We start from the raw sequence: 22,246 nt of genomic DNA, 5'->3' as shown, positions 1-22,246 counted from the left end.
CTTCGGCTTGCGGAGTGCTCACATGGTGGGGTGGTCGGGCGCGGGTGAGGCGGCCACGGCGTCGTCGAGGATCTGCTCCCGCGCCGAAACGACCAGTTTGTTGAGCGCGGTGGCCAGGGAGAGGATCTCGCCCGGCCGGTCCGAGACGGCGATCAGGTCCGTCGACTCGTCGAGGAAGGTTCCCGCTTTCTGGAGGAGGCCCTGAGCTTCGGGGGTGGTGGGAAGCGCATCGGCCTTGATCAGGTTGAGCATCGTCTCCAATGCGTCGGCCAGCTCGCGGACCGCTGCACGCATCTCGGCTTCATCGGAGTTCATGACGCATACGATCGCGGATCGAGCGTGCATCTGTCATGCCGTCAACTCGATGTGAGGTACCGGAACTTAGTGCTGTGCTGTCCCGCGGCGACTCGGCTGGTCCGGCAGGGACGAATCCGGGGCGGGCGGCATTTCACCTGTTGGGATGGTTTGCGTGTGGACGCTGACGGGCAACTCGACCGGCTCGCGGCGGATTCCTGGTAGGCCCGAAGCAGGCATGGGATTCCTCGGGCCGCTCACCGTGGCCGGGTGTCGGTGTGCCGTTGGGGGGATCATGCTGGAGCGGTGGGCCCTGCACGGCTGGCTGTCCGGGGAGGCCGGCGAGCCGTCTACGTTCGCGGTGATGTTCCTACGGGGTGTGGACGCGGCGGAAGCTGGTCCATCGGACCCATGGCACGGGTTGCTGTGGTCCCGGTCGGGCGCCGGGGGCCGGGAGCCGGCGGTCCGCACCTGGATGGACGGCCGGGCGGTGGCGATGCTGCGGTCGGCCGTCGAGGCCGATGAGGCGATGGACCCGCGGGTGCGCGCGGCGCTGGTGGAGGCGTTGGCGGACGGGACGCCGGTGCCTCCCGACCGACTTCTTCCGGGGCCGGTCGTGGTCGCCGCCAAGGGACGGGTGGGGCTTGAGTACGGCGGTGTGGCCGCCCTGCGGGAGGCCGCCGACGGCTCGTACCGGCTCACCGTGCGGGAGGGGGACGGTCTCAGTCTGGACCTGGTCGTCGCGCCCACCCGGGCGGTCCTTCCGTATGGCGGCCTCGGGGACCTGGGCGGCCATTGCCGGCCGCGCTGCAGCGTGCGGGGCGTGATCGCCGGACCGGGCGAGCGGCCGGTGGCGGTGTCGGGCAGCGGGTGGTACGACCACACCACCGGCGCCGACCTGCCGCGGATGAGCGGCGGGCGGCGGACGGCCGATGCCGGCTGGATCCGTCTGGACATCGGGTTGGACTGCGGCTGGGACCTCTGCGTCGGCGACATCCGGGTCGAAGACGTCGTCTCGCGCCGCGTCACCGAACGGCTTACGGCCGCGGGCGCCGTGGCTCCCGACGGCACCGTCGTCCACGCCCGGCCGCACCTTGCGGAATCCTCCTCGTGGACCTCGCTCGCCACGCTGAACACCTATCCGACGTCCTGGGAGGTCCGGCTCCCGGAAGTGGACGCGCGGCTCACGGTCACGGCGACCGGGGACCGGGACATCCGAAGCCTGCTGTTCGGCTTTGGGCTGCTCAGCACGGACGCCGAGGTGCGGGGCACTCTGGGCGGTCGGCCGGTGCGGGGACGGGCCTGGGCGGAAGTGGTGCCCGCCCAGCGGATCACGGACATCGAGGAGTATCTGGGCCGGCTCCAGGCGGTCACCCGGCGCGAGGTGAACCTGCTCTATCCGGACCGCCCCTCACCGGCCTTGACGGCCTCGCTGCTCGGTGGCTGCGGCACCCCGACGGACGGCATGCCCGACACGACGGTGCACGAGACCCTGGTGCGGCCCATCCGCCACCTCACGGACCCCGGGGGCAGGGGCTGGCGGACGTTCGTGTGCTGCGCGGCGATGGAGCTGCTCGGAGTCTCCAGCGCGTCGTACGCCCGGCTGTTGGCGGTCGTCGAGGTGATCCACAGCGCGAATCTGGCGATCGACGACGTGCAGGACGAGTCGACCTCCCGGCGCGGCGTTCCGGCCGTACACACCGTCTACGGCGTGCCGACCGCGATCAACGCCGGCACCGCCGCGTACTTCGTCTTCGACCGCGTCATCGAGGACCTCGTACCCGACGACGACACCCTGCGCCTGGGCGTCTACCAGCGCTGCATACGGACCCTGCGGTCCGCGCACGGCGGTCAGGCGGTCGACATAGCAGGCCATACCGAAGCGATGGACCAGGCGGTGGCCGCACACGATCCGACCGCGTTGCTGGCCCGGATCCAGGCGGCCCACCGTTTCAAGACCGGTTTGCCGGCCCGCGCCTTCGCCGAGATCGGAGCCTTGATCGCCAGAGGCGACACCGCGCGGATCGCCGCCCTGGGGGAGTACTTCGAAGCCGTCGGCACGGCCTACCAGATCACCGACGACCTCCTTGATCTGTACGGCGCGACGATTCCCGCCCCGCAGGGCGCACTCCGCAAGCACTGCGGGGAGGACCTCCGGGCCGGCAAGGTCACCATGCCGCTCGCCCGTGCCGTCTCCCTGCTGCCGGCCGGTGAGATCTCCCGGCTGTGGAGGTCGGTGCGCGGCGGCGGGGCCGATCCGGCGACGGTGCGGGAGGTCGCCGCCGCCGTCACCGGCTGCGGCGCCGTTCAGGCTTGCTACCAGGAGGCCAAGGCCCATGTCGACGCAGCCTGGCGTCGGCTTGAGCCCCTGCTGGCGGAGTCCCTCACCAAGGTCCTGGTGCGTGCCCTGGGGAACTACGCCGCCCTGCGCGAACCGGACTTCCCTGCTCGGGGAGGCGTGTGGGGGAAGTGACGGTGGTCGTCCCGCGGGCGGAAGGCGGTCGCCGGCGAACACCACCCCAGGGGCGTCTCTGCGGTCCGTTTCGTCCGGCGGGGAGCCGTCTCGTCAGGCCGGCTCCGATGCGCCGGTCGGGGGTGGGCTGTCCGGTCCGGTCGGCTGCGTGCGAACGCGGGGGGAGCGGTAGGCGCGGGCGAGGTGGTGTTGCAGCCGGGCGTGGCGGAACTGGTAGACCGCGCCGGCCTGACGGAGCACGCCCCGCTGGTAGGCGTCTTCGAGGAAGGCGACGACGGCCCAGGGCAGCCGGCCGGTCAGCGGCAGCCAGATCCGGGAGAACACCGCCCACTGCCCCCAGGCCGTCAGGCTCAGCGCATAGCCGAGGGCGCCGCCGAGCCCGCTGATGAGGCCGAGCTTGAGCGAGGCCGTGAGACTCCAGACGACCGGGCCGGTGACCGCCTGCACGACAACGATCACCGCCATGGATCCCAGGCCGACCAGGAGCCCGAAGGTGGGGGACCAGAGCAGGAGTTGGGTGGCGACGGTCCGGGAGTTCGTCCGCAGCAGGCTGACCGGATTGACGGCGGACCGGATGTCGAGGGGGGCCTCGAAGAGGGTCAGCAGGCCGAAGGTGGGGCCGGCTCCCAGTGCGAACACCAGGCCGTAGACGATGCCGTCGTCGAGGCCGATGGCCAGGACGGTCGGGAGGCTGCCGTGCGCGAGGACGCCGTTGAGCACTCCGCGGACGAAGCCGTAGCAGAGGCCGAACACGAACCCGCCCACCAACCCGATCACCAGTCGGGGGAGGGCTCGGCGTCTGGTCCGCGCGTCCCGGCCGAACAACTTCATCCGTATGCCGGACGGTTCCACGGCCGCGTCGTCGGACGCGACGAGTAACCAGTACGCGATGCCGAACAGCAGCCCGGACAGGAGTCCCGCCGCCAGCCCGTCGGCGAGCTGGAACTGGAGGGAGTCGAAGAGGGTGCCGACGACACTGTCGACGAGCCCGATGGCCAGGCAGGTCGCCAGCGCGGTCACCAGCGTGCGGGTGATGCGGCGCAGCCCGTAACCGAGCCGCCACCACTCCAGGTTGGGGGTGTCGAGCCGGGTCAGGTGGTCGGCCAGGTAGCCGAGCCAGTACTGGGCGCGCTCCGGGTCGACGGTGTGGCGCGGCCCGCTGCCGGGGCGGTGGTCGGGCCGGGGGCGGTAGGCGGTGGCGATGAAGTTGTCGAGGAGGTGGTCCTCCAGCTCCTCGGGCCCTGAGAAGCGCCGGGTCTCCAGGAGCGCGGCCGGGTCGTTGCCGGGGGTGTCGCTGTAGACGGCGCGGGCGAGGGTGACCATCAGCGGAGTGGTCAGCACCGCGGCGAGGTTGGCACCGGCCCGGCTGTGCGGCCGCTCGCGCAGCTCGTTCAGCACCGGATCCCAGGCGGTCGCCGAGGGGGCCCCGCCACGGGCCTTGCGCGTGGTGCGCGGCAGGTAGTCGGCCAGATCGTCCAGGGTGAGGTCGGTCAGATCCACCGCGGCGGCGGAGGTGAGCACATCGGTCTCCGCGACCGCGGCGGCGTACTCGGACGGGCGGCTGGTCAGCAGCAGGGGGAGGGTGGTGGCGTTGAGCGCCTCCAGTGCGGGACGGCGCAGTCCCCCGGCGATCTCGTCGAAGCCGTCGAGTACGGGAAGCACCCGGCCGGTCTCGACCAGCGCGGCGGCCAGGCTCGACCCGCCGGGCCCCGGGGCGGCGAGACCGGGGTGATCGCGCGTCAGCTGCGCGGCCAGCCAGTCCCGGAACGTCATGGCGGTCGGATCCCATGAGCCGATGCTGAAGATCACCGGTACGGCTTCCGGGCGGCTCCGCGACGCCAGGTAGTCCAGGACGAACCGCACGGCGAGGATCGTCTTCCCGGAGCCGGAACGACCCAGCACCACCAGCCGCCCGGACGGGATCCGCCGGAACACACCCGCGATCTCGCCCAGTTGCCCGCTCAGATCCAGTGGACCGGGCGTGGCACCGGCGGGCAGCCGGCGGATGTTGGCCCAGTGATCGGTCAGCTCCTCGGCGACCGGCCGCCAGCGCACCGGCAGCGGATAGGGATCGTGAACCTGCCGCTGCTCCTCCTCGCGCCGCCAGCGGGCGGCCACCGTCTGCGCCAGCTGCTCGGACACATCGGCCAGGGTCTCGTCCAGCGCCGACTCCGGCCGGGCGGCCGGCACCGGGCCCGGCCCCGGCTCGGCGCGGGCGGCCGGGTCCTCCGGCCGGGTGTCGTCCCCGGTCCTCCGGACGGCAGCCGCCAGCAGCTCCTCACGTTCCTGGGGGCTCAGCCCGAGCGCGTCGGCCAGCAGGCGCACCGTGGTCACCCGGGGGTCCGCGCGTTCGCCGGTCTCCAGCCCCCGGATGGTGCGCACGCCGACTCCGGCGCGCTCCGCCAACGCCTCCTGAGTCATCCCGGCCGCCCGTCGCAGCCGCTTCAACAGCGCGCTGAACTCACTGGTTGTCACAGGTCTGGCCTTCCCCCGGCAGGTCGATTCCCCCAGGTGAGGGACTCTAGCGCGGCCACCGGCCGGATACGGCCGGTCTGCTGGCCTGTCCGCAGCACGGTGCCGGGGCCAGCGTCGACGGCAGCGACCAGACCGACCACCGGAACCAGGGGATCCCGCGATGCCGACGACCGCGACCGCCGACCGACCGACCGTCACCACGCTCACGCCCCAGGAGCGCGAGCTGCTCTACGCGGTCGGCTGCGGGCTGACAGACACCGAGATCGCCTCCGCCCTCGCCCTCCCCGACGACGCCGTGGCCGGCCGCCTCGCCCGGATCCTCGCCAAACTCGGACTGCGCGACCGGGCCGCCGCCATCGTCCACGCCTTCGACTGCGGCCTGGTCGTCCCGGGCCACGGCCCGCGCGAGCCGGCAACCCCGTCGGTACGGAGTGCCGGTCGCCAGGCCCGCGAACCGCGGGTGCGGATCTGTGTGCTCGGCCCCCTGAAGGCATGGCGCGACGGCCGGCCCGTGGACCTGGGGCCGCTGCGCCAGCAGGCCGTGCTGGCGGCGCTGGCGCTGTCCCCGGACCGGACGGTCAGCCAGCAGGAACTGCTCGACGGAGTGTGGGGGATGGAACCGCCGAACACGAAGGTGGTGCCGGTGTACATCTACCGACTACGGAAGATCCTGAACACCGGGGACGGCCAGGACTCGGTGATACGGCGCGACCGGTGCGGCTACCGGTTGGTCCCCGGCGCGGTCGAGGTGGATGTGACGCGGATGGAGGAACTGGTCACCGCCGCCGGAAAGGCCGAGCGGGCGGGCGAACTCACCGAGGCGGTCCGGGTCTGCGGCCAGGCGGTGGACCTGTTCCGCGGGGAGCTGCTCTCCTGCCTGCCCGGACCCTTCGTCGAGCTGGAGCGGCTACGGCTCACCGAGCGCAGGATCACCCTCGCGCAGCGGAAGCTGGACTGGCAGCTGCGGCTGGGCCGGCACACCGAGGCGATCGCCGAGCTGTGGGCCCTGGCCGTGGCGCAGCCCCTGAACGAACCGGTCGCCGCGATGCTGATGCGTGCGCTGTACCGCAGCGGCCGGCGGGCCGAGGCGTTGGCCGTCTACGACCGCACCCGCCGCCGGCTGGCCGACGACCTGGGGGTGTCGCCGGGCCGGCTGCTGAGCCGGACGCATCTGATGATCCTGCGCGGGCACGACGCCGGCCTCGGCCTCACCCGCACCACGCCATGACCCGACCGACGCCGCGCACGAGCGGTGAGGAGCTGCTGCTGGCGCGGATTTCGGCGGCGGCCGGCCGCGCGGGCATCGGCAGACGGCGTGCCACCTACGCGGGGACCGGACAGCCGACCCCCGCGCAGGCCGGCCCGCTCCGGCCGATCCGCAGACTGCTGGCCTTCGTCCGGTACGGCCGGTCCGCCACGACGAAGTCGCGCGCGGACGCCCGACTGGACCTCTACGAGCACGGCATGACGGTCGCCATCAAGGGACGGATCCAGGTCATCCGCTACGACACCACCTCGATGTTCCACACGAGCGTCCGGCCCGCGCACGACCCGGCCGGGTCCCGCGCCCTCGACGTCCACACGCTCACCGACATCGAAGGCAAGCGGGTCGTGCTGTACGACGGCCCGGTGCAGGGCGCCGCGGAGCAATGGGTCCCAGAGGTCCAGCAGGCCGTCATCCGCGCCCAACTGCCGCCGGCACTGGCCGCACTCGACGAGGGCGGACGACTCGTCTTCGGGGACATCTGGCTGACCAGAGAAGCGGTCGGGTCCGCCGAGGTCGCCGCCCGGTGGCCGCAGGTGCGGCGCCTGAAGGTCGAACACGGCGCCGTCAGGCTCGACATCGACGGCACCTGGCACACCCTGGCGGCCACACCGTCGACGATCCGGAACCTCTTCGTCCTCCGCGTGCTCGTCGAGCACTTGGGTAATGGCGGTGGGCGCTGAGCCGCCGCGAGCACCCAGTTCGTCGTCATGGTGTGCACGGCGAGCCCTCGCCAGGCCCCGAAGCCCGGCGCGCCGATGGCGCCGATGCCGTACTGGCAGAAGACGGGCGCGCGACATGTCAGGGCACTTCACCGCGGCCTCCGCCTGGGTGCCGACGTCCATCCCGCAACGGCTGTGCGGTCCCGCCGAGCGCGACGACGGCTGGCTCCGGCCCGAGGTGACGGGCGACGCCCCGATTCCTCACGAACGCCCGCCGAACTGCCAGTTGTGGACCTCGACGGCGGCGTATCGTTCCCGGGTCAGGACGGCGCGTGCGGTGTCCGGGTCCGGTGCGCGGACCAGGGCCGCGGTGCCCACCCAGATGGCGCCGTCGTCGGACAGCAGCGGACCGTACGCGATCAGTTCGTCCTGGTCGGGTGGCAGGGCGAGGTCGGCTGCCGGTCCCGTGCCGAGGCCGAGCACCAGGTAGCGGCTGCCCTCGGTCGGGCCGCCGGGGAAGTCCCACATCGTGCGCCCCAGCATGTTGCGCCACCGGCGCAGCATCACGTCCCGGTACACGCCGGCCTGGTAGCCGGGCTCGTCGAAGGCGAACGCGCGGGCGGCGGCGAGATCGGGCAGGTCGACGATGTGGACGCTGCCGGTGGGCACATCGCCGACGAGCGTCGGGCCGCGGGCGATCATCTCCTTCGCGTACCGGTCCATATAGGACCAGTGCTCTTCCAGCAGCTCGTCGCGCAGCGCCAAGGAGTCGGGTCGATCGCGGTGGTAGCAGAAGAATTCCATGGCCACATCATCGAGGTGCCGGTAGATGAGGGCGCGCCGCACCCCGCGCGAGCGCGAGGTGCTCTCCCTGATGGCCGAGGGCCGGGCCGACGCCGCCGTCGCCCGCGAGCTGTACGGCACGGAAGCCGCGGTCGACAAGCACGTCAGCAGCATCCTGCAGAAACTCGACCTCCAACTCGACGGCCAGGGGCACCGCCGTGTCCTGGCCGTCCTCACCTACCTCCGCGCCTGACGGCCCGATCGGCCGGTAGGGGCGGGCGCGGCCCCATGCGTATGCCCTGTGAGGCGCGCGGAGTGCTCTGACCAGGCCGATACTGGGTTCGAGTCGAGCCAGGCGCCCGATCACCGCGGATCGAGCAGCGCCCCGGGCGCCGACGCGCGGTCCCCCGCGGACGGTACGAGGGTGGTAGGTGATGGACACACCGGTGACGACGTTCCGCGAGGGCCCGGACGACCCGTTCGCCCTGCGTCGCTCGGCCTCCGCGGTGCTGGACGGCAGGGGCCGGGTCGTCGGCTGGACCGAGCATGCCGAGGCGCTGCTCGGCTACTCGCCGGAGCAGGTGCTCGGGCGGACGGCGCGCGAGGTGCTGCTCGACCCGCGCGACGAAGACGTCGTCATGGCCGCGGTGGCGGACTGCGTGAGCGCCGGGGGCTGGTTCGGGGTGCTCGCCGTACGGGAGCGCGGCGGCAGACGGGTGGAGCTGGGCTTCCGGGTCCGGGCGGTGGGGCGGGCCGACGGGGAGACCGAGTGGGTGCTCGTCGCCGCGCCCGCGGAGCAGGTGATCCAGTGGGAGACGGACCGGTCCGTCCTGGAAGGGATGTTCCGCCGGTCCCCGATCGGTCTCGCGGTGCACGCCCCCGATCTGAGCCTGCTGCGGGTGAACCGGGCGCTCGCCCGGTTCGGCGGCATCCCGGTCGAGCACTTCCGCGGTATGCGCACCGGCGACTTCGTCATCGCCCGGGACACCGCGACGGTGGAGGCGCGGCTGCGGCGGGTGCTCGAAACGGGGGAGCCGCTGATCTTCACCGAGCAGCCCTGCCGCCTGCGGCACGACCCCGACCGGGAGCTGGTGGTGTCCATCTCGGCCTTCCGGATGCAGGACGCCTCCGGCCGTATCCTCGGCGTCACCCAGATGGTGGAGGACGTCACCGACCGCCACCGGGCCCGCCGGAGACTCGCGCTGCTCAACGAGGCCGGCGCCCGCATCGGCACCACCCTCGACGTGGAGCGCACCTCGCGCGAGCTGGCCGAGGTGGCGGTCCCCGACCTCGCGGACTGTGTCTCCGTCGACCTGCTCGAAACGGTTACCCGCGGTGAGGAACCGGGCCAGGAGCCGCCCGCCCACATGGTTCGGGCGGCCGTCCGCAGCATCTCGCCCGAGGCCCCGCCGGTGATGTATCCGGTGGGCCACACGATGCACTTCCCACCGGAGGCCCCGCAGGCCAGATGCCTGGCCGCACGCGCTCCCGTCCTCGAACCGGTCCTGGAGTTCTCTCCCGGCTGGTCCTCCCTCGACCCGGACAAGGTCGAGCGGGTCCTCGAACTGGGCGTCCACTCGCTGATCGTCGTGCCACTGGTCGCCCGCGGCCTCGTACTGGGCGTGGTGAGCCTGTGGCGGTGGCGGCGGCCCGAGCCGTTCGAGGAGGACGACCTCACGCTGGCCGAGGAGTTCGCTGCCCGGGCCGCCCTCTGCATCGACAACGCCCGCCGCTACACCCAGCAGCACCAGGCCGCGCTCGCGCTCCAGCGCAGCCTGCTCCCGGCTGAGGTGCCCGAGCACCCGGCCGTCGAGATCGACCACCGCTATCTGCCGGCCGACGCCACCGCCGGCGTGGGCGGCGACTGGTTCGACGTCATCCCGCTCTCCGGGCTGCGGGTCGCCCTCGTCGTCGGCGACGTCGTCGGCCGCGGCATCCACGCGGCGGCCACCATGGGCCGGCTGCGTACCGCCGTCCACACCCTCGCCCACCTCGACCTGCCCCCGGACGAGGTCCTCTCCCACCTGGACGACCTCGTGGACCGGCTGGCGACCGAGCAGGAGCGGACCGGCGAGCATGCCCCGCAGGTCGTCGGCGCGACCTGCCTGTACGCGGTCTACGACCCGGTCTCCCGGCGCTGCGCCCTGGCCCGCGCCGGTCATCCGCCGCCCGCGATGGTGACACCGGACGGACGGGTGGACTTCCTCGATCTGCCGGCCGGTCCGCCGCTCGGCCTCGGCGGACTGCCCTTCGAAGCCGCCGAGCTGGAACTGCCCGAGGGCACCGTGCTCGCCCTCTACACCGACGGGCTCCTGGCGAGCCACCGCCGCGACCTCGACGAGGGCCTGGCGCAGTTGCGCGAGGCGCTGAGCCGGCCCGCCGACTCGCTGGAGGACACCTGCAAGGCGGTGGAGGACGCACTGCTGCCCGACCGCCCCAGCGACGACATCGCACTGCTCACCGCCCGTACACGCTGCCTGGCCGGACACAAGGTGGCCACCTGGGAGCTGCCGGAGGAGCCGACCGCGGCCGCCGAGGGCCGGGCGCTGGCGGTGGCCCAGCTCGACGACTGGGGGCTGGCGGACCTGGCCTTCACCACGGAGCTGATCGTCAGCGAGCTGGTGACCAACGCCTACCGCTACAGCAGCGGTCCGGTCACCCTGAGGCTCATCCGCGACCGCGACCTCATCTGCGAGGTCTCGGACACCAGCAGCACCTCGCCCCATCTGCGCCACGCCGCGACCACCGACGAGGGCGGCCGGGGCCTCTTCCTGGTCGCCCAGCTCACCGAACGCTGGGGCACCCGCTATCTGCGCAACGGCAAGACCATCTGGGCGGAGCAGCCGCTGTGAGGTGCGGGTAGGCGGTGCGCGCGCACCCGGTTCGGGGGCTCCCGCCATCCGCCCGACGGTTTCTCGCCCGCCGGCCGTCGCCGGCTATCCGGCGACCGTGTACGAGCGCGCTCCCGTCCCGGCGAGCCCGCCCCCGTCGACGATCAGGTACTCCGGGCGGACCGGCCGCCCGTCGAGCCAGTGCTCCAGGATCTCCCGCGTGCCGGCGGCGTAGCGGGCCTGCGCCGACAGGGTCGTACCGGCCATATGCGGCGTCATCGCCTCGTGCGGCATGGTGCGCCAGGGATGGTCGGACGGTGGCGGCTGCGGATACCAGACGTCACCGGCGTATCCGGCCAGTCGGCCGCTGTCGAGGGCCCGCACCACGGCATCCCGGCCGACGATGAGCGCACGTGCGGTGTTGACGATGTACGACCCGCGCTTCATGACCCCGATCAGCTCGTCGTCGAAGAGGTTCTGGGTCTGCGGATGCAGCGGGGTGTGGATCGACAGCACATCGACCGAGGAGGCCAGGGACCGGACGTCGGGGTGGTGGGTGAGCGCCAGCTCCTCCTCGACGTCCCCGGGCAGCCGGTGCACATCGCAGTAGTGCAGGGTGACGTCGAACGGCCGGAGGCGTCGTAGCACCGCCTGGCCGATGCGGCCCGCGCCGAGGACCCCGACGTCCATGCCTTCGAGGTCGTAGGAGCGTGAGACGCTGTCCGCGATGTTCCAGCCCTGCTTCGCGGTCACCCACTCATGGGCGGGCAGATAGTCGTGCACCAGGGTGAGGATCTGCATGACGGCGTGCTCGGACACACTGATGCTGTTGCTGTAGGTCACCTCCGCCACCGTCATGCCGTGGGAGATGGCGCTCGGCAGATCGACGTGGTCCGAGCCGATACCGGCCGTGATCGCGAGTCTGAGCCGGGGTGCCGAGGCGATCCGGTCGGGGGTCAGATAGGCGGGCCAGAAGGGCTGCGAGATCACCACGTCGGAGTCGGGCAGCTCGCGGTCCAGCACACAGCCCGCCCCCTCCTTGTCGGAGGTGACGACGAAGGTATGGCCCCGCTCCTCCAGGAAGCGGCGCAGTCCCAGTTCTCCCGAGACGCAGCCGAGCAGCTGTCCCGGGGTGAAGTCGACGGCCTGCGGGGTCGGCGCGGTCTGACCGCCCGGATAGCCGGTGATGGTGGGAATCGCGTCGCGGGCGTACGGGGGTGGATAGCCGCCCACGGGATCCGGATAGAGCACCGCAAGGATCTTTGCCATGGCCGCCCTCCAACAATGGGGCCACCGCAGTGGAAAACCGGCAGTTCACTGGTGAACCGGCAGTCCACTGGTGAATCGACTAATGGTCGATGATCTTGAATTTTAGTCGAGCGGGTGTCCGCCCGGCAAACCTCGGAACACTGCGCCGGACGCGGAGCTCGCGCTCGTCGTAGGTGACGTCGACTCCCGCCTCCGTCACGGCGGCGAGCGACGCGTCCCGTGCCTCCGCGGACTCCCACTGCACAAGGGAAATCACCGCGTCGCCGGACACCCCTACCGGGATGCTGGCCGCCGCGATCAGCGGCGCGGTGATCGGCATTCACCAGCAGTGGCTGCTGGCACCCGACCGCATCGACCTGAAGGGCGCCCTGGTCGCGATGCGTGCGATGGTGGTGCCGACGGAGGGCCGCGGCTGAAGTGTGCCCAAGCCGTGCACCGGCTGGGTTCAGGAAGCCGTCGACCGGGCGCCGCTGACCGAGGTGGGGCAGATCTTCCGGATGGCCATGTACCACGCCGACCATCCAGGGGGTGACTACCGCGTGGTCAACAAGGTCCAGGTGCTCGACCCGCCGCGCGCCATCGGCTGGCTCACGGGGCAGGAAAAGGGCGACGGCCAACTGGAGTTCGGCGGCTGGCTCTGGCGCTACGACCTGGTGCCGCTCGGCCCGTCCGAGACCGAGGTCACGCTCACCTACGACTGGTCGGCCGTGCCGCAGTTCATCCGGGCGCGGGGCATCCGGTTCCCACCGTTCGGCCCGGAGCATCTCATCAACTCGCTGCACCACCTGGCCGAGCTGGTCTCCGGCAGGTGAGGTCGTCGACCCGTGGAGGGCGCCGCCGCCAACGGCTGGTGATGACGCCACGTCACGACACGTCCCGGGGGCGGCCCGCACCTGCGAGCCGCCCCCGGGACGGAGCCTTTAGTCCGCAGTGAGGGGCCGGGCGGCCTCGACCAGGGCGCGTCCGCCGTCCTGACCGGTCATCACGACCCGTGGCAGCCAGGGACCCTTGCGGTCGTAGGCATGGGCGACGGACGCCTCGCTCGTCTCCTGCTGGGTACCGTCACCGAAGTACCAGTGGTAGCGGTACCCGCCGGCGGGCGGCTTCCCGTCCACCGTCACCGACAGCGGCACCTCGCTTCCGACCTGCGCTTTCTCCGGGGCCTTGAACTGCGCCCGGGGGCCCTGTCGGGGCAGGTGGAACCACCTGCGCACACTCGGGTTGAGGAGAAAGGCGTCGGCGTACTGCCGGGCGCCCTCGATGTCGGGGTGGCCGACGGCCGCGGACAGGCACTGCAGCGGAGTCGAGCTGAGCTCGGGGCAGGCGCGGGTGCGCAGCGGGAACGCCGGATCGGTCACCGGAGTGTTCCAGACCTTGGAGTCCCGGGTGAGCACGGCGTTGTCCACCGTGAACAGTCCGTCGGCGGCGACCGCGTACGGGCCGTCCTCGGACGCCTTGTTGGCGGCGGCCGCCGCTTGGTGGTAGGCCGCGTTGGCCAGTTGGGTGTACTGCTCGTAGCGCTCGGCCACACCGCCGAGGGCGCCCTTGCAGGAGGCCAGCCGGGCCCCGGCCAGCCCCGGCGTCGAGCAGGTCTTCACCGGGATCGGAGAACTGCTGCGGCTCAGCGCGTAGTAGAAGTCGGCCACCAGCACCTTCGGCCGCCCCGGCAGGGAGTGGGCCTTCTCGATCGCCGCCTGCATCCCGCGCCCGCCGTATCCGACCTTCGCGCCACTGAAGTACGGCACGTCCTTGGCCGGGTTCTCCGGTGCCGCGCCGATGCCGGAGCACTCGCGCCGCACCGCCTCGGGGAGGTCCTTCGAGCCGGGGGTGATGCCGACGCCGATGCCGAAGAAGGGGTCGAGGTCGTTGATGCAGCCGTTGATCACGACCAGATCGAGACCGTAGCCGCCCGCCCGCGCCTGTGCGCCGGCCTTCTCCAACTGGCAGAACACGTCCGGCATCTGCTGGGTGACCTCGCCGAACTCCATTTCCCCGTCGCCGTCGGGGTCCTGCCGCTCCGTCGTGCGCAGGCAGGCCGCGTCCTTGTTGCCCGCGGGCAGCTCGGGCGCGTCGAGCACCGCGCCGGAGATCGAGTAGTCCAGGTTCTGATGACCCCGGCCGGTCGCCCGGCCGAGCAACTCACCCGTCAGATAGGGGAACTTCTGGTCGTGGTCCAGGCCCTGGCCCCAGACCACGGAGTCGCCGACGGACGCCACCCGCACCGGGTCGCACCCCCGGCGCACCGTGTCCCGCCAGACCTTGCCGTAGTGGCCGGGCGCCCGGTCGTCGGACCCGGCGATGCGGGCATCGACCTGGAGAGCGGTCTCGGTCGCGGGCACCCGGTCGAAGGGGATGCCGAACTCCGCCGTACCGACATCGGCGGCCATGGCGAGCCGCCCGCCGGCCAGCTGCTCCGCACCGGCGCGCACCCGCCACTCCACGGTGGCTCCGTGCTTCGCCGCGGACGGGTCGTAGATCTGCACCTTGCCGTGGACGGCTCCGCTGCACACCGGATTCGGCGTCATGTCCACATCGAGGACGAGCGGGAACGCCGATCCCGGCAGGAGGCCGGTCTGTGCCGCGGCGGGGTGCCCGCCGAGGAGCTGGCCGAGGAGCACGGCGGCCGCGCCGACCGCCGCGTAACGCCGCACCGCCACCAAGCGGCGGGCCGCCCCCGGCCGCCTCGGCACGGAACCCGCGCCGGTGCCCGCCCGCCTGGGCGCAACCCGCCGCCACCACGCTAACTTCACGCCAACACCTCTGATTTCGCCGTCATTTCGGTCCAATGCGGAGTGTGCGGAGGCCACCGCATTCCGCACCAATAGGGATCATGGCAGCCGTGAGACCGGTATGGACCGCGAGCGGGTCACGTACTGAGTGAAACTGATCACTTACCCGCAGTTACCGGCCTTTTGGCGGCGGTGCACGCGAGAGGAGCAGGCGGAGCGGCCGGGACGTGGTGTGGCGCCATGCCCCGGCCGGCGGTCAGACGGCGGACCGCAGCGCCTGCCGCACGGCGACCGCGTTGACCCGGATGGCGAACCGTGCGACGTCGTCGAGAGCCACTGCGCGTGCCCGCTCCCCGTCCAGCGCGACGGTCACATCGGCGCAGAGCGCGAGGACGTAGACGAAGCCCTCGGTCTCCTCGTCCTGGAGCGCGAACAGCAGGTTGTAGTAGTAGCTGGTGCGGTCCGTGGCGTCGCCGTGGAACGACAGATGGGTGCCCTGCTGTGCGCCGAGTCCGACGAAGGCGTCGGCGAGCGCCGCCTCGGCCTTCTCCCAGAACGCGGGGTTGCCGAAGGGGTGCGTCAGCGCTTGGCGGACCGCCTCCCGGAGGGAGAGCGCCATGACGCCGGCGGGAGCGGTCTCCTGGAGCCCCCAGCCGCGGATGATCTTGACGATCGAGCCGTCGGGGATCGCCCCCGCGGCGCGGCCGATCTCACCGAAGTCGTAGTCCACGGTCGCCGGGGCGACCGCGTGCTGGAACGCGTCGGCCATGCGCTGTGTCTGCGCCAGGGCGTCGGGGCCCACTTCGAAGACCGTCCGGAACGTGGTCTTCTGGGCGGTGGGCTGGTCGGCCATGACTGCTCCTCACATGCGGAAATGAACACGTCGCGCCGACAGGCAGTATGCCGTTGCGCTCATCGGGGGCGGAGGGCGGTCCGCCGGTCAGCGCAGATACGCCGGGGCGAGGGCGGAGGCCATCAGACGCCGGGCCCTTCCGCTGCCGTCGGCCGGGACGGTCCACAGGTCCGAGCCGTAGTCGCCGGGGAGGGCGTAGACGAGGGTGGAGTTGTCGGTCCAGAGTGCCTGGTCGTCGATATTGCGCCGTTCGGCCGTGCGGGATTCGGAGAGGGTGCGCAGGTTGAGTACGTACAGCCGCCAAGGCGCGTCGGGTGAGGCTCCCGGGACGCGCTTCTTGTAGGCGATCCGGCTGCCGTCGGGCGAGAGCGAGGGGCATTCGACGTTCCGGTGCAGGGTGGTGAGGGTGCGGGCGGTGACGTCCCCCCGGACGAGATAGGTCTGACCGCCGGTCGCGAGGGTGGCGTAGAAGCGGCGGTCGTCGGCGAAGGTCACGCCCCAGATGTTGATGTCGGAGGCGCGGTACGGCCGGCCGTCCTTGGTGACGGCGAAGGTCTCCAGGTTGTCCTGGATCGCCCAGGTGCGGGTGTCGACGATGGCGGTGCGGGTGGAGAACTTGGTGCCCGCGTAGGAGTCCCCGCTGACGAACACCGTCCAGGCGACGAGACGGCCGGAGGGCGAGACGCGGGCGCGGGTGGGGATGCCGGCGGCCGGGAATCGGTGCCGCGGGCGCAAGTGGGAGTCGAGGACGACGGCGCGATAGGTGTCGTCCAGCGCATGGTGCACGGCCTGTAGGCAGATGCCGGTGCCGGCGGCCGCGTGGAAGCGCAGGCACTTGACGCCGGACACGGTTCGCGGCCCGTTCGGCCGGTCGGCGGGCGCGGTGGCGATCTCGTCGCGATGCGGGCCCCAGGCCAGGTTGCGGACCAGCAGCCGGCCGTGGGCGGCGGTCGCCCGGAGCGAGACGGCGCCGGTCCGCACGGGCGGACCACCCGCCTGCTCCTGGTCGCGTTGGCCGGATCGCTCGGCGGCGCGCAGGACCGCCGCGGCGCCGACCGTTCCCAGCAGGAGTACGGCGGCCAGCAGGATCGCGAGGCGGGCGGTTCGGGTCATACGGCACCTCCGGTGGTCTCACCCGGCGTCTCACCGGTCGTACGGAGCACGGCCCAGGCCACGACGGCGCTGACTGCCAGCGCGGCGGCTGTGACGGCGAGGGCGCTGCGTCCGCCCCACAGGCTCCAGGCGGCGCCGAAGGCGAGCGAGCAGAGGAACCGGGCCACCGCCTGGCCGGTGCCCACCAGCGCCTGCCCGGCGCCCTGGTGCTCGGCCGGGACGGCGCCCGCGGTGGCCGCCGCGAGTACCCCGTCGGTCGCCGCGTAGAAGGCGCCGTGCAGCACCAGGACGGCGACCGTGACCGCGACCGGGGCGCCGCGGACGGGGGAGAGCAGCAGACCGTAGCCGAGCAGCAGGACGCCATGTCCCGCCAGGAAGAGCCGACCGCGGCCGATACGGTCCGCGGACGTGCCCAGCGGGATGGCGAGCAGCAGAAAGACGGCGGCCGTACCGAGCGGCAGCAGCGGGAACATATGGGCGGGCACCCGCATTTCCCGCTGAAGCAGCAGATAGAGGAACGAGTCGCTCACGGTGGTGAGTCCGAGCAGGGCGGCGCACAGGGTGAGCCGGCGCAGACCGGGCCGCCGGAGCAGCGCGAGCGAGTCGCGCAGTGTGGGGCCCGAGCCACCGCGGGGCGACCGAACGGCCTGCGGAGCGGTCGCCGCGTCCGTCGCGGCCTGCGGGGTGATCCTCCGGGGCACGAAGAGCACCAGTACGAGGACCCCGAGCGCGGCGATACAGCCGCTGACCGCGAAGACCGCGTCATAGCCGTCGACCGCCGCCCGGAGCACGGCGAAGGCCACCAGCGGGCCGAGCAGGGCACCGGTGGTGTCCATGGCGCGGTGCACGCCGAACGCCCTGCCTCGGTGTTCGGGCCGGGTGGCCAGCGAGATCATCGCGTCCCGGGGCGCGGTGCGCAGGCCCTTGCCGGTCCGGTCGGCGGCGAGTACGGCGCTGATCACGGGGAGGCCGTGGGCGAACAGGAACAGCGGTTTGCACACGGCGGAGAGTGCGTACCCCAGCCCTGCCACCACCTTGTGCCGCTGGCCGCCGCGGTCCGCGAGGTGGCCGCCGACGAGCCGGACCAGCGCGCCGACGCCGTTGTTGATGCCGTCCAACAGCCCGAAGCCGAGCGGCGACAGGCCGAGGGCCGCGACCACATAGAGCGGGAGGACGGCGGTGACCATCTCCGAGGAGACATCGGTGATCAGGCTGACCGCACCGAGAGCCAGGACGGTGCCGGGCACGGCGGGCCGCCGCCCCGGACGGGTGTCCGGGGCGGCGGCGGGCGCGGCGCTGCGGGAGTCCGCGAGATACACGTGCGTCAGTTCCAGATGCCGGTGATGTCGGAGGCGGTGGCGGCGTTGCCGGCGTGCGTGGTCAGACCGGCCAGGTCCTCCAGGGTGCGCAGGACGTTGTAGTGGTTGTAGGTGGTGCCGGAGGAGCTGCCGGGGGCGACATGCGCTCCGTACAGGACGGTGGGAATGCGGTTGCCCGACTGCTTGTTGTCCTCGTCGAAGGTGACGACCAGGACGCTGTTGTGGGTCTGCGCCCAAGTCGCGTACGCGCCCAGGTTGTTCTGGATCCAGGAGTCGCCGGTGGAGACCGAGCAGTCGTGCATGTCGTTGCACAGGTTCGGCACGATGAACGAGACCTTGGGGAGGGTGGTGTAGTCGGTCGGGAACTGCGTCATGGTCTTCGCGGTGCTGGTCGGCACGTTGGAGAAGCCGAACCACGGGTTGTGCTTCTGCGCGTACTGACCGCTGCTGCAGACGGTGGAACCCTGGCTGGGCAGCCCCTCGTTGTAGCTGGCCCAGGTCTTGCCGGCGCCGATCAGCTCGGAGCCGAGGTTCGGTGCGTTGAGGGAGCCGACGGGGACGCAGCTGTCGTCGGTGCGGCCCTGGTTGGAGCCCGAGAACAGCTGGTAGTAGTTCGGCTCGCTGGGGTGGGTGATACCGAAGGACTGGGTGAGGTTGGCACCACCCGCCTTGAGGGTGTTGTTGATGTACGGCGCGCTGGCGCTGCCGATCACCTGGGAGTAGGCGTGGTTCTCCATCACCACGACCACCACATGATCGGGCGCCGGCAGACCGACGGCCGATGCGGTGGACTCGGTCGTGGCCCAGAGCCCGATCGAGGTGACGGCGAGGGCCATCGCCCCGGCCAGTGCGGTGAGGGGACGACGGCGCTTGGGTGCCTTTACTGCGGTCATGACTGTCCTCCGGACAGAAGTGACGAGCGTTCGGGGGGCGGCACGGCGCAACCCTAGAAGCAGCCGTGTGACCCGGACCGCAGCTGGCAAATGAAGAAAAGGCGAACGATGATGCGGATCCGGCCTACTGAGGCACCCACTTGTCCTTGCCGGTCCAGTAGGAGAAGCGGTCGCGGCCGTCGATGGCGCTGGTGCGGAACGGCTTTCCGCCGTCGTCGATACGCACCGTTCCCTGCCGGTCCCCGCTGCTCCAGCCGAGTTCCAGATACCAGCTGACGTCGTGGCCCTCCGCGTGCAGATCCAGGTTGAACACCTGCGGATCCTGAGTGGAGACCTTGAAGGGGAAGTCCTTCGCGGGGACCACGATGTCGCCGTTCTGGCCGGCCACGGGCTTCGTCGTCGGCCGGTCGGAGTCCAGGTCGATGTCGAAGCTCTGCGGGATGACCCCGCCGCCGCAGCCTTCGGCCATCGAATACGCGGACCAGGGGAGCGCGGCGCGCTTGCCCACCACACGGACGTGCAGCGAGGTCAGGACGACGGCCTCGTCCGTGCTGCCGGTCGCCGTGAGCTGGAGCCGCAGATGTCCCGCGTCGACGCCGCCCAGGGCGCGCGCCCAGCCGCGGGTGTCCTGCGGCGGGGGCGGCGGCGGGACGTGCTCCGGCTCCTGCTGGAGCAGGTAGTAGGCACCGCACGGCCCGTCCCAGTTGTACGAGCTGACGCCGACCTGCGGTGCGGAGCGGTCGCCCTGCCCTTTGTCACCGGCGGGTGCACGGTTCGCGTCGCGGGTCTTCGGGCGGGCCGAAGCGGAGGGGCCGTGCTCGCCCTTGTCGGCGGGTGCGGGGGAGTCCTTCACGGCGGAAGGGGCGGGGGAGGGGCTGTTCTTGGGCGTACCGGCGGCGTGATCGTCGGTGGCCGGGAGGCGCGCGGCGCCACGCGAGTCCCGGCGGGCATCCTCCCCCGGTGCCCCCTCTAATGCCAGCGCCGCCGGTACGGCGAGCGAGACCAGGGCGAGGGCGGCGAGGGCGAAGCGGAGCCGCTTGCGGGCGGGGGCGGCGGAGGTGGGGGAGGTGGGGGGTGTGGCATCGGCGGATGGGCGGGCGTCTGCGTCTGTCATTGCGCCTGCCTCGGCATCCGCACTTGCGCCTGCCTCGGCGACGGCGCCTGCGTCGGCGGTGTCGGAGGAGCCGAGGTCGTCGGGGCCAGTTGGGGCCGTGACCGAGGGCGATCGTCCGCGTCGGCGCCCTTCGTCCGCGATGATCCACTGCCGGTGCAGCTCCACCATTCCCTCGCGGTTCGCGCCGCACAGCCTGGCGAGGCGTTCGACGGGGGCGAAGTCCAGCGGTACGGCGTCGCCGTTGCAGTAGCGGTGCAGCGTGGACACGCTCAGGTGCATCTGCCCGGCGAGGACGCCATAGCTACGTCCGGAGCGCTCCTTGAGCCGTCGCAGCAGGTGCGCGAAGTCCGCTGTCCCTGTGGTCATCCCGATCCCCCCTGTTCGTTCCGCCGTTCCAGGGCGGTGTTCCAGGGAATGGTCGTTTCCCCAGGTCAAACCCTATGTCGGCGTTCCAGCTTCTCTCATTGTCCAGGATCGGTTGGCGCGGTGGCGATCAGCACGCAGGCTGGACGCAGCACCACCGAGACGGGAGACCCGATGCGAACCCGCCCGTGCCTCAGCGATGTCGTCGCCCTCACCGTGCTGATCGTCTGCGTCGCAGTAGTCGTCATCTCGCTGCTCGACCGGACCTGAGACCTCGCCGGTAGAGACGGCCCTCGCAAGCACCCGGATCCATTCGCCCCACGCACAGACATATCCCCGGCCAACTCCACCACTGTGGAGTGAAAGGAACACCGCCCCTCATGCCTCGCCTTCGTCCCCGTACCGCCGTCGCCGCGACCGCCGCCGTTCTCGCCGCACTGTCCCTGACCGCCTGCCAGGGCTCGTCGTCCGACGCCGACTCCCCGGCGAAGTCCGCCGCCGACGGCGCCACGCCGCACCCCGGGGACAAGACCGACGGCAACGCGAATGGCAGGAGCAACGGCAACAGCGAGGGCAAGAGCGGCAGCGGAAACGGCAGCGGCAGCGGCAAGGGCAGCGGCTCGGGCTCCGGTGCCGAGAAGGATCCCTCCGCCCAGCAGCCCTCGAACGGCGGAAAGGCCCCCGGCGGCGGCAGCGGCGCGTCCGATGCCTGCACGGGAGGCAATGCGACGGCCACCGTCACCAAGGTGCCGCGCCCCATCAACCACCTGCTGCTGACGGTCACCAACAAGGGATCCCGCCCCTGCAGCGCCTACTTCGCGCCCTCCCTGCGCTTCGACGACGAACAGGCCGCCACCAGGGTCAACGACGACAGCAAGCCGCAGGCCGTGGTGACCCTCGCGCCGGGGCGATCCGCCTATGCGTCGATCATGCTCAGCGGCGAGGGCGGCGGGGACGCCCATGGCCGCACCGCGCGGAAGCTGACGGTGTACTTCACGCCGAGGAGCGGCTCCGGTTCGGTCGGCGCACCGCTGACGCTCAGCCTGCCCGCGGGGACGCACAAGGACGACAACGCCGCGGTGAGCTACTGGCAGACCTCGGCATCCGACGCGCTCCTGTACTGAACCGAAGGGTCCGATACCGGCGCCAAGTTGGCCGGATCGGACCGACGGGGCAACCGCGTGCCGTCGATGCGCTCCTGCCCAGGCGTCAGCCGGCCGTCGCCGCCCCGTACGGGACCTCCGTACGGGGCGGCGCTTCCCTCGCGGCCCTGTGTTGGCCTTTGGCCCTCGGTCGATGGTGCCCCCGGCCCCGACCGTTCAAGGTGAATAATTCTTCGATTGGTCGATATTCTGTTCGCCTGTATTTCGTTCGGGAGGATATCCCCGTTCCCGGCAATGGCGGGTCGGGTGGCTGGGAAAACGTTATTTCGCGCACCAATTGCCGTGCTGCGGCACGTCCGCAAGGGCGCAAGGGGATGCCCCGCCGGAGTGCACGTGAATTGCGCGCCCTCTTGTACCACTCAATGCCAGCGATCCGGCGTTGTGCTGTTGAGGTTTTCCTACTTATCGTTGTGCCCGCGGATTTCGCCGCTCGCAACTTCCGTTACGGAAGTTGCACGAAATTCGCTGCACAGGCGCCTGTTGTGCACACCGTCCCCATGAAAAAGGAGAACGATCATGACGTACGAGCGCCCCACCCTCACCAAGGCCGGCAGCTTCCGCAAGGTCACCGGCCTCAAGAGCAACGGCCCGAAGGACTTCCTCGGCGGCAAGCAGCTCCTCTGACCAAGCCCACCCGCGACCGCTGAG

18 protein-coding genes and 1 pseudogene are annotated in these 22,246 nt (G+C 71.7%); 9 read left to right on the top strand and 10 right to left on the bottom strand.

Annotation, left to right across the window (positions count from 1 at the left end):
- Positions 1-18: 18 nt before the first annotated feature.
- Positions 19-315, bottom strand: a complete 297-nt coding sequence (locus tag ACZ4NB_RS09230; protein WP_467659612.1) for a hypothetical protein — start codon at positions 313-315, stop codon at positions 19-21.
- Positions 316-589: 274 nt separating this feature from the next.
- Between ACZ4NB_RS09230 and ACZ4NB_RS09225 the strand changes: the two genes are divergently transcribed.
- Positions 590-2,767: a polyprenyl synthetase family protein gene (locus ACZ4NB_RS09225; RefSeq protein ID WP_467659610.1), complete on the top strand. Its 2,178-nt coding sequence runs from the start codon at positions 590-592 to the stop codon at positions 2,765-2,767.
- Between the two features lie 93 nt (positions 2,768-2,860).
- Here the strand turns inward: ACZ4NB_RS09225 and ACZ4NB_RS09220 are convergent, their stop codons facing one another.
- Entirely contained in the window at positions 2,861-5,242 is a 2,382-nt protein-coding gene (locus ACZ4NB_RS09220) for a helix-turn-helix domain-containing protein (RefSeq protein WP_467659608.1), read from the bottom strand.
- A gap of 160 nt (positions 5,243-5,402) precedes the next feature.
- Here ACZ4NB_RS09220 and ACZ4NB_RS09215 point away from each other — a divergent pair, with 160 nt between their 5' ends.
- Both ACZ4NB_RS09215 and ACZ4NB_RS09210 read left to right on the top strand, forming a co-directional pair.
- The gene (locus ACZ4NB_RS09215; RefSeq protein ID WP_467659606.1) at positions 5,403-6,470 is read left to right on the top strand and encodes an AfsR/SARP family transcriptional regulator; all 1,068 of its coding nucleotides are present in this window, start codon (positions 5,403-5,405) and stop codon (positions 6,468-6,470) included.
- On the top strand, positions 6,467-7,189 hold the full coding sequence (locus ACZ4NB_RS09210; protein ID WP_467659604.1) for a DUF6585 family protein: 723 nt from the start codon (positions 6,467-6,469) through the stop codon (positions 7,187-7,189). The genes ACZ4NB_RS09215 and ACZ4NB_RS09210 overlap by 4 nt, the downstream gene beginning before the upstream one ends.
- Positions 7,190-7,429: 240 nt before the next feature.
- Here the strand turns inward: ACZ4NB_RS09210 and ACZ4NB_RS09205 are convergent, their stop codons facing one another.
- Positions 7,430-7,972, bottom strand: a complete 543-nt coding sequence (locus tag ACZ4NB_RS09205; protein WP_467659603.1) for a YciI family protein — start codon at positions 7,970-7,972, stop codon at positions 7,430-7,432.
- A gap of 34 nt (positions 7,973-8,006) precedes the next feature.
- Between ACZ4NB_RS09205 and ACZ4NB_RS09200 the strand changes: the two are divergent.
- Positions 8,007-8,204, top strand: a pseudogene (locus ACZ4NB_RS09200) (response regulator transcription factor); the annotation flags it as partial.
- A gap of 181 nt (positions 8,205-8,385) precedes the next feature.
- On the top strand, positions 8,386-10,803 hold the full coding sequence (locus tag ACZ4NB_RS09195; RefSeq protein ID WP_467659602.1) for a SpoIIE family protein phosphatase: 2,418 nt from the start codon (positions 8,386-8,388) through the stop codon (positions 10,801-10,803).
- A gap of 84 nt (positions 10,804-10,887) precedes the next feature.
- Here ACZ4NB_RS09195 and ACZ4NB_RS09190 read toward each other — a convergent pair whose 3' ends face one another.
- Positions 10,888-12,051, bottom strand: a complete 1,164-nt coding sequence (locus tag ACZ4NB_RS09190) for an NAD-dependent formate dehydrogenase (RefSeq protein ID WP_467659600.1) — start codon at positions 12,049-12,051, stop codon at positions 10,888-10,890.
- A 173-nt stretch (positions 12,052-12,224) separates the two neighbouring features.
- Here ACZ4NB_RS09190 and ACZ4NB_RS09185 point away from each other — a divergent pair, with 173 nt between their 5' ends.
- Both ACZ4NB_RS09185 and ACZ4NB_RS09180 read left to right on the top strand, forming a co-directional pair.
- On the top strand, positions 12,225-12,467 hold the full coding sequence (locus tag ACZ4NB_RS09185) for a hypothetical protein (RefSeq protein WP_467659598.1): 243 nt from the start codon (positions 12,225-12,227) through the stop codon (positions 12,465-12,467).
- 3 nt (positions 12,468-12,470) lie between these two features.
- Positions 12,471-12,863, top strand: a complete 393-nt coding sequence (locus ACZ4NB_RS09180) for an SRPBCC family protein (RefSeq protein WP_467659596.1) — start codon at positions 12,471-12,473, stop codon at positions 12,861-12,863.
- A 108-nt stretch (positions 12,864-12,971) separates the two neighbouring features.
- Here the strand turns inward: ACZ4NB_RS09180 and ACZ4NB_RS09175 are convergent, their stop codons facing one another.
- The 6 genes from ACZ4NB_RS09175 to ACZ4NB_RS09150 form a co-directional block, all read right to left on the bottom strand.
- Positions 12,972-14,702, bottom strand: a complete 1,731-nt coding sequence (locus ACZ4NB_RS09175) for a PKD domain-containing protein (RefSeq protein WP_467659594.1) — start codon at positions 14,700-14,702, stop codon at positions 12,972-12,974.
- A 334-nt stretch (positions 14,703-15,036) separates the two neighbouring features.
- Positions 15,037-15,633 (bottom strand): Type-2Aa cytolytic delta-endotoxin, encoded by a 597-nt coding sequence (locus ACZ4NB_RS09170; protein WP_467659592.1) that lies wholly within the window; start codon positions 15,631-15,633, stop codon positions 15,037-15,039.
- A gap of 87 nt (positions 15,634-15,720) precedes the next feature.
- A complete protein-coding gene (locus ACZ4NB_RS09165) occupies positions 15,721-16,746 on the bottom strand; it encodes a TolB family protein (RefSeq protein ID WP_467659590.1) in 1,026 nt (341 codons plus the stop codon).
- Positions 16,743-18,065, bottom strand: a complete 1,323-nt coding sequence (locus ACZ4NB_RS09160) for an MFS transporter (RefSeq protein ID WP_467659588.1) — start codon at positions 18,063-18,065, stop codon at positions 16,743-16,745. The genes ACZ4NB_RS09165 and ACZ4NB_RS09160 overlap by 4 nt, the downstream gene beginning before the upstream one ends.
- A 5-nt stretch (positions 18,066-18,070) precedes the next feature.
- Complete coding sequence (locus ACZ4NB_RS09155) at positions 18,071-18,958, bottom strand: alkaline phosphatase family protein (RefSeq protein ID WP_467659586.1); 888 nt, start codon at positions 18,956-18,958, stop codon at positions 18,071-18,073.
- Between the two features lie 124 nt (positions 18,959-19,082).
- Complete coding sequence (locus tag ACZ4NB_RS09150; protein ID WP_467659584.1) at positions 19,083-20,438, bottom strand: helix-turn-helix domain-containing protein; 1,356 nt, start codon at positions 20,436-20,438, stop codon at positions 19,083-19,085.
- A gap of 377 nt (positions 20,439-20,815) precedes the next feature.
- Here ACZ4NB_RS09150 and ACZ4NB_RS09145 point away from each other — a divergent pair, with 377 nt between their 5' ends.
- Positions 20,816-21,559 carry a DUF4232 domain-containing protein gene (locus ACZ4NB_RS09145; protein ID WP_467659582.1) on the top strand — a complete coding sequence of 248 codons (744 nt, stop codon included), beginning with the start codon at positions 20,816-20,818 and terminating at the stop codon, positions 21,557-21,559.
- 555 nt (positions 21,560-22,114) lie between these two features.
- Complete coding sequence (locus ACZ4NB_RS09140) at positions 22,115-22,222, top strand: keywimysin-related RiPP (RefSeq protein ID WP_467659580.1); 108 nt, start codon at positions 22,115-22,117, stop codon at positions 22,220-22,222.
- The last annotated feature ends 24 nt before the right edge of the window (positions 22,223-22,246 follow it).

The sequence above is a fragment of the Streptomyces sp. NPDC026575 genome (assembly GCF_055567415.1).
Note: the sequence above shows the minus strand (reverse complement) of the source record. Positions and strands in the feature narration are given on the sequence as shown.

Excerpts from the sequence above, each read along its gene's own strand:
- ACZ4NB_RS09210 (WP_467659604.1), top strand. The coding sequence starts at position 6,467 with ATGACCCGACCGACGCCGCGCACGAGCGGTGAGGAGCTGCTGCTGGCG.
- ACZ4NB_RS09150 (WP_467659584.1), bottom strand. The coding sequence starts at position 20,438 with ATGACCACAGGGACAGCGGACTTCGCGCACCTGCTGCGACGGCTCAAG.
- ACZ4NB_RS09165 (WP_467659590.1), bottom strand. The coding sequence starts at position 16,746 with ATGACCCGAACCGCCCGCCTCGCGATCCTGCTGGCCGCCGTACTCCTG.
- ACZ4NB_RS09190 (WP_467659600.1), bottom strand. The coding sequence starts at position 12,051 with ATGGCAAAGATCCTTGCGGTGCTCTATCCGGATCCCGTGGGCGGCTAT.
- ACZ4NB_RS09225 (WP_467659610.1), top strand. The coding sequence starts at position 590 with ATGCTGGAGCGGTGGGCCCTGCACGGCTGGCTGTCCGGGGAGGCCGGC.
- ACZ4NB_RS09170 (WP_467659592.1), bottom strand. The coding sequence starts at position 15,633 with ATGGCCGACCAGCCCACCGCCCAGAAGACCACGTTCCGGACGGTCTTC.
- ACZ4NB_RS09145 (WP_467659582.1), top strand. The coding sequence starts at position 20,816 with ATGCCTCGCCTTCGTCCCCGTACCGCCGTCGCCGCGACCGCCGCCGTT.
- ACZ4NB_RS09205 (WP_467659603.1), bottom strand. The coding sequence starts at position 7,972 with ATGGAATTCTTCTGCTACCACCGCGATCGACCCGACTCCTTGGCGCTG.
- ACZ4NB_RS09230 (WP_467659612.1), bottom strand. The coding sequence starts at position 315 with ATGAACTCCGATGAAGCCGAGATGCGTGCAGCGGTCCGCGAGCTGGCC.
- ACZ4NB_RS09215 (WP_467659606.1), top strand. The coding sequence starts at position 5,403 with ATGCCGACGACCGCGACCGCCGACCGACCGACCGTCACCACGCTCACG.
- ACZ4NB_RS09155 (WP_467659586.1), bottom strand. The coding sequence starts at position 18,958 with ATGACCGCAGTAAAGGCACCCAAGCGCCGTCGTCCCCTCACCGCACTG.
- ACZ4NB_RS09140 (WP_467659580.1), top strand. The coding sequence starts at position 22,115 with ATGACGTACGAGCGCCCCACCCTCACCAAGGCCGGCAGCTTCCGCAAG.
- ACZ4NB_RS09195 (WP_467659602.1), top strand. The coding sequence starts at position 8,386 with ATGGACACACCGGTGACGACGTTCCGCGAGGGCCCGGACGACCCGTTC.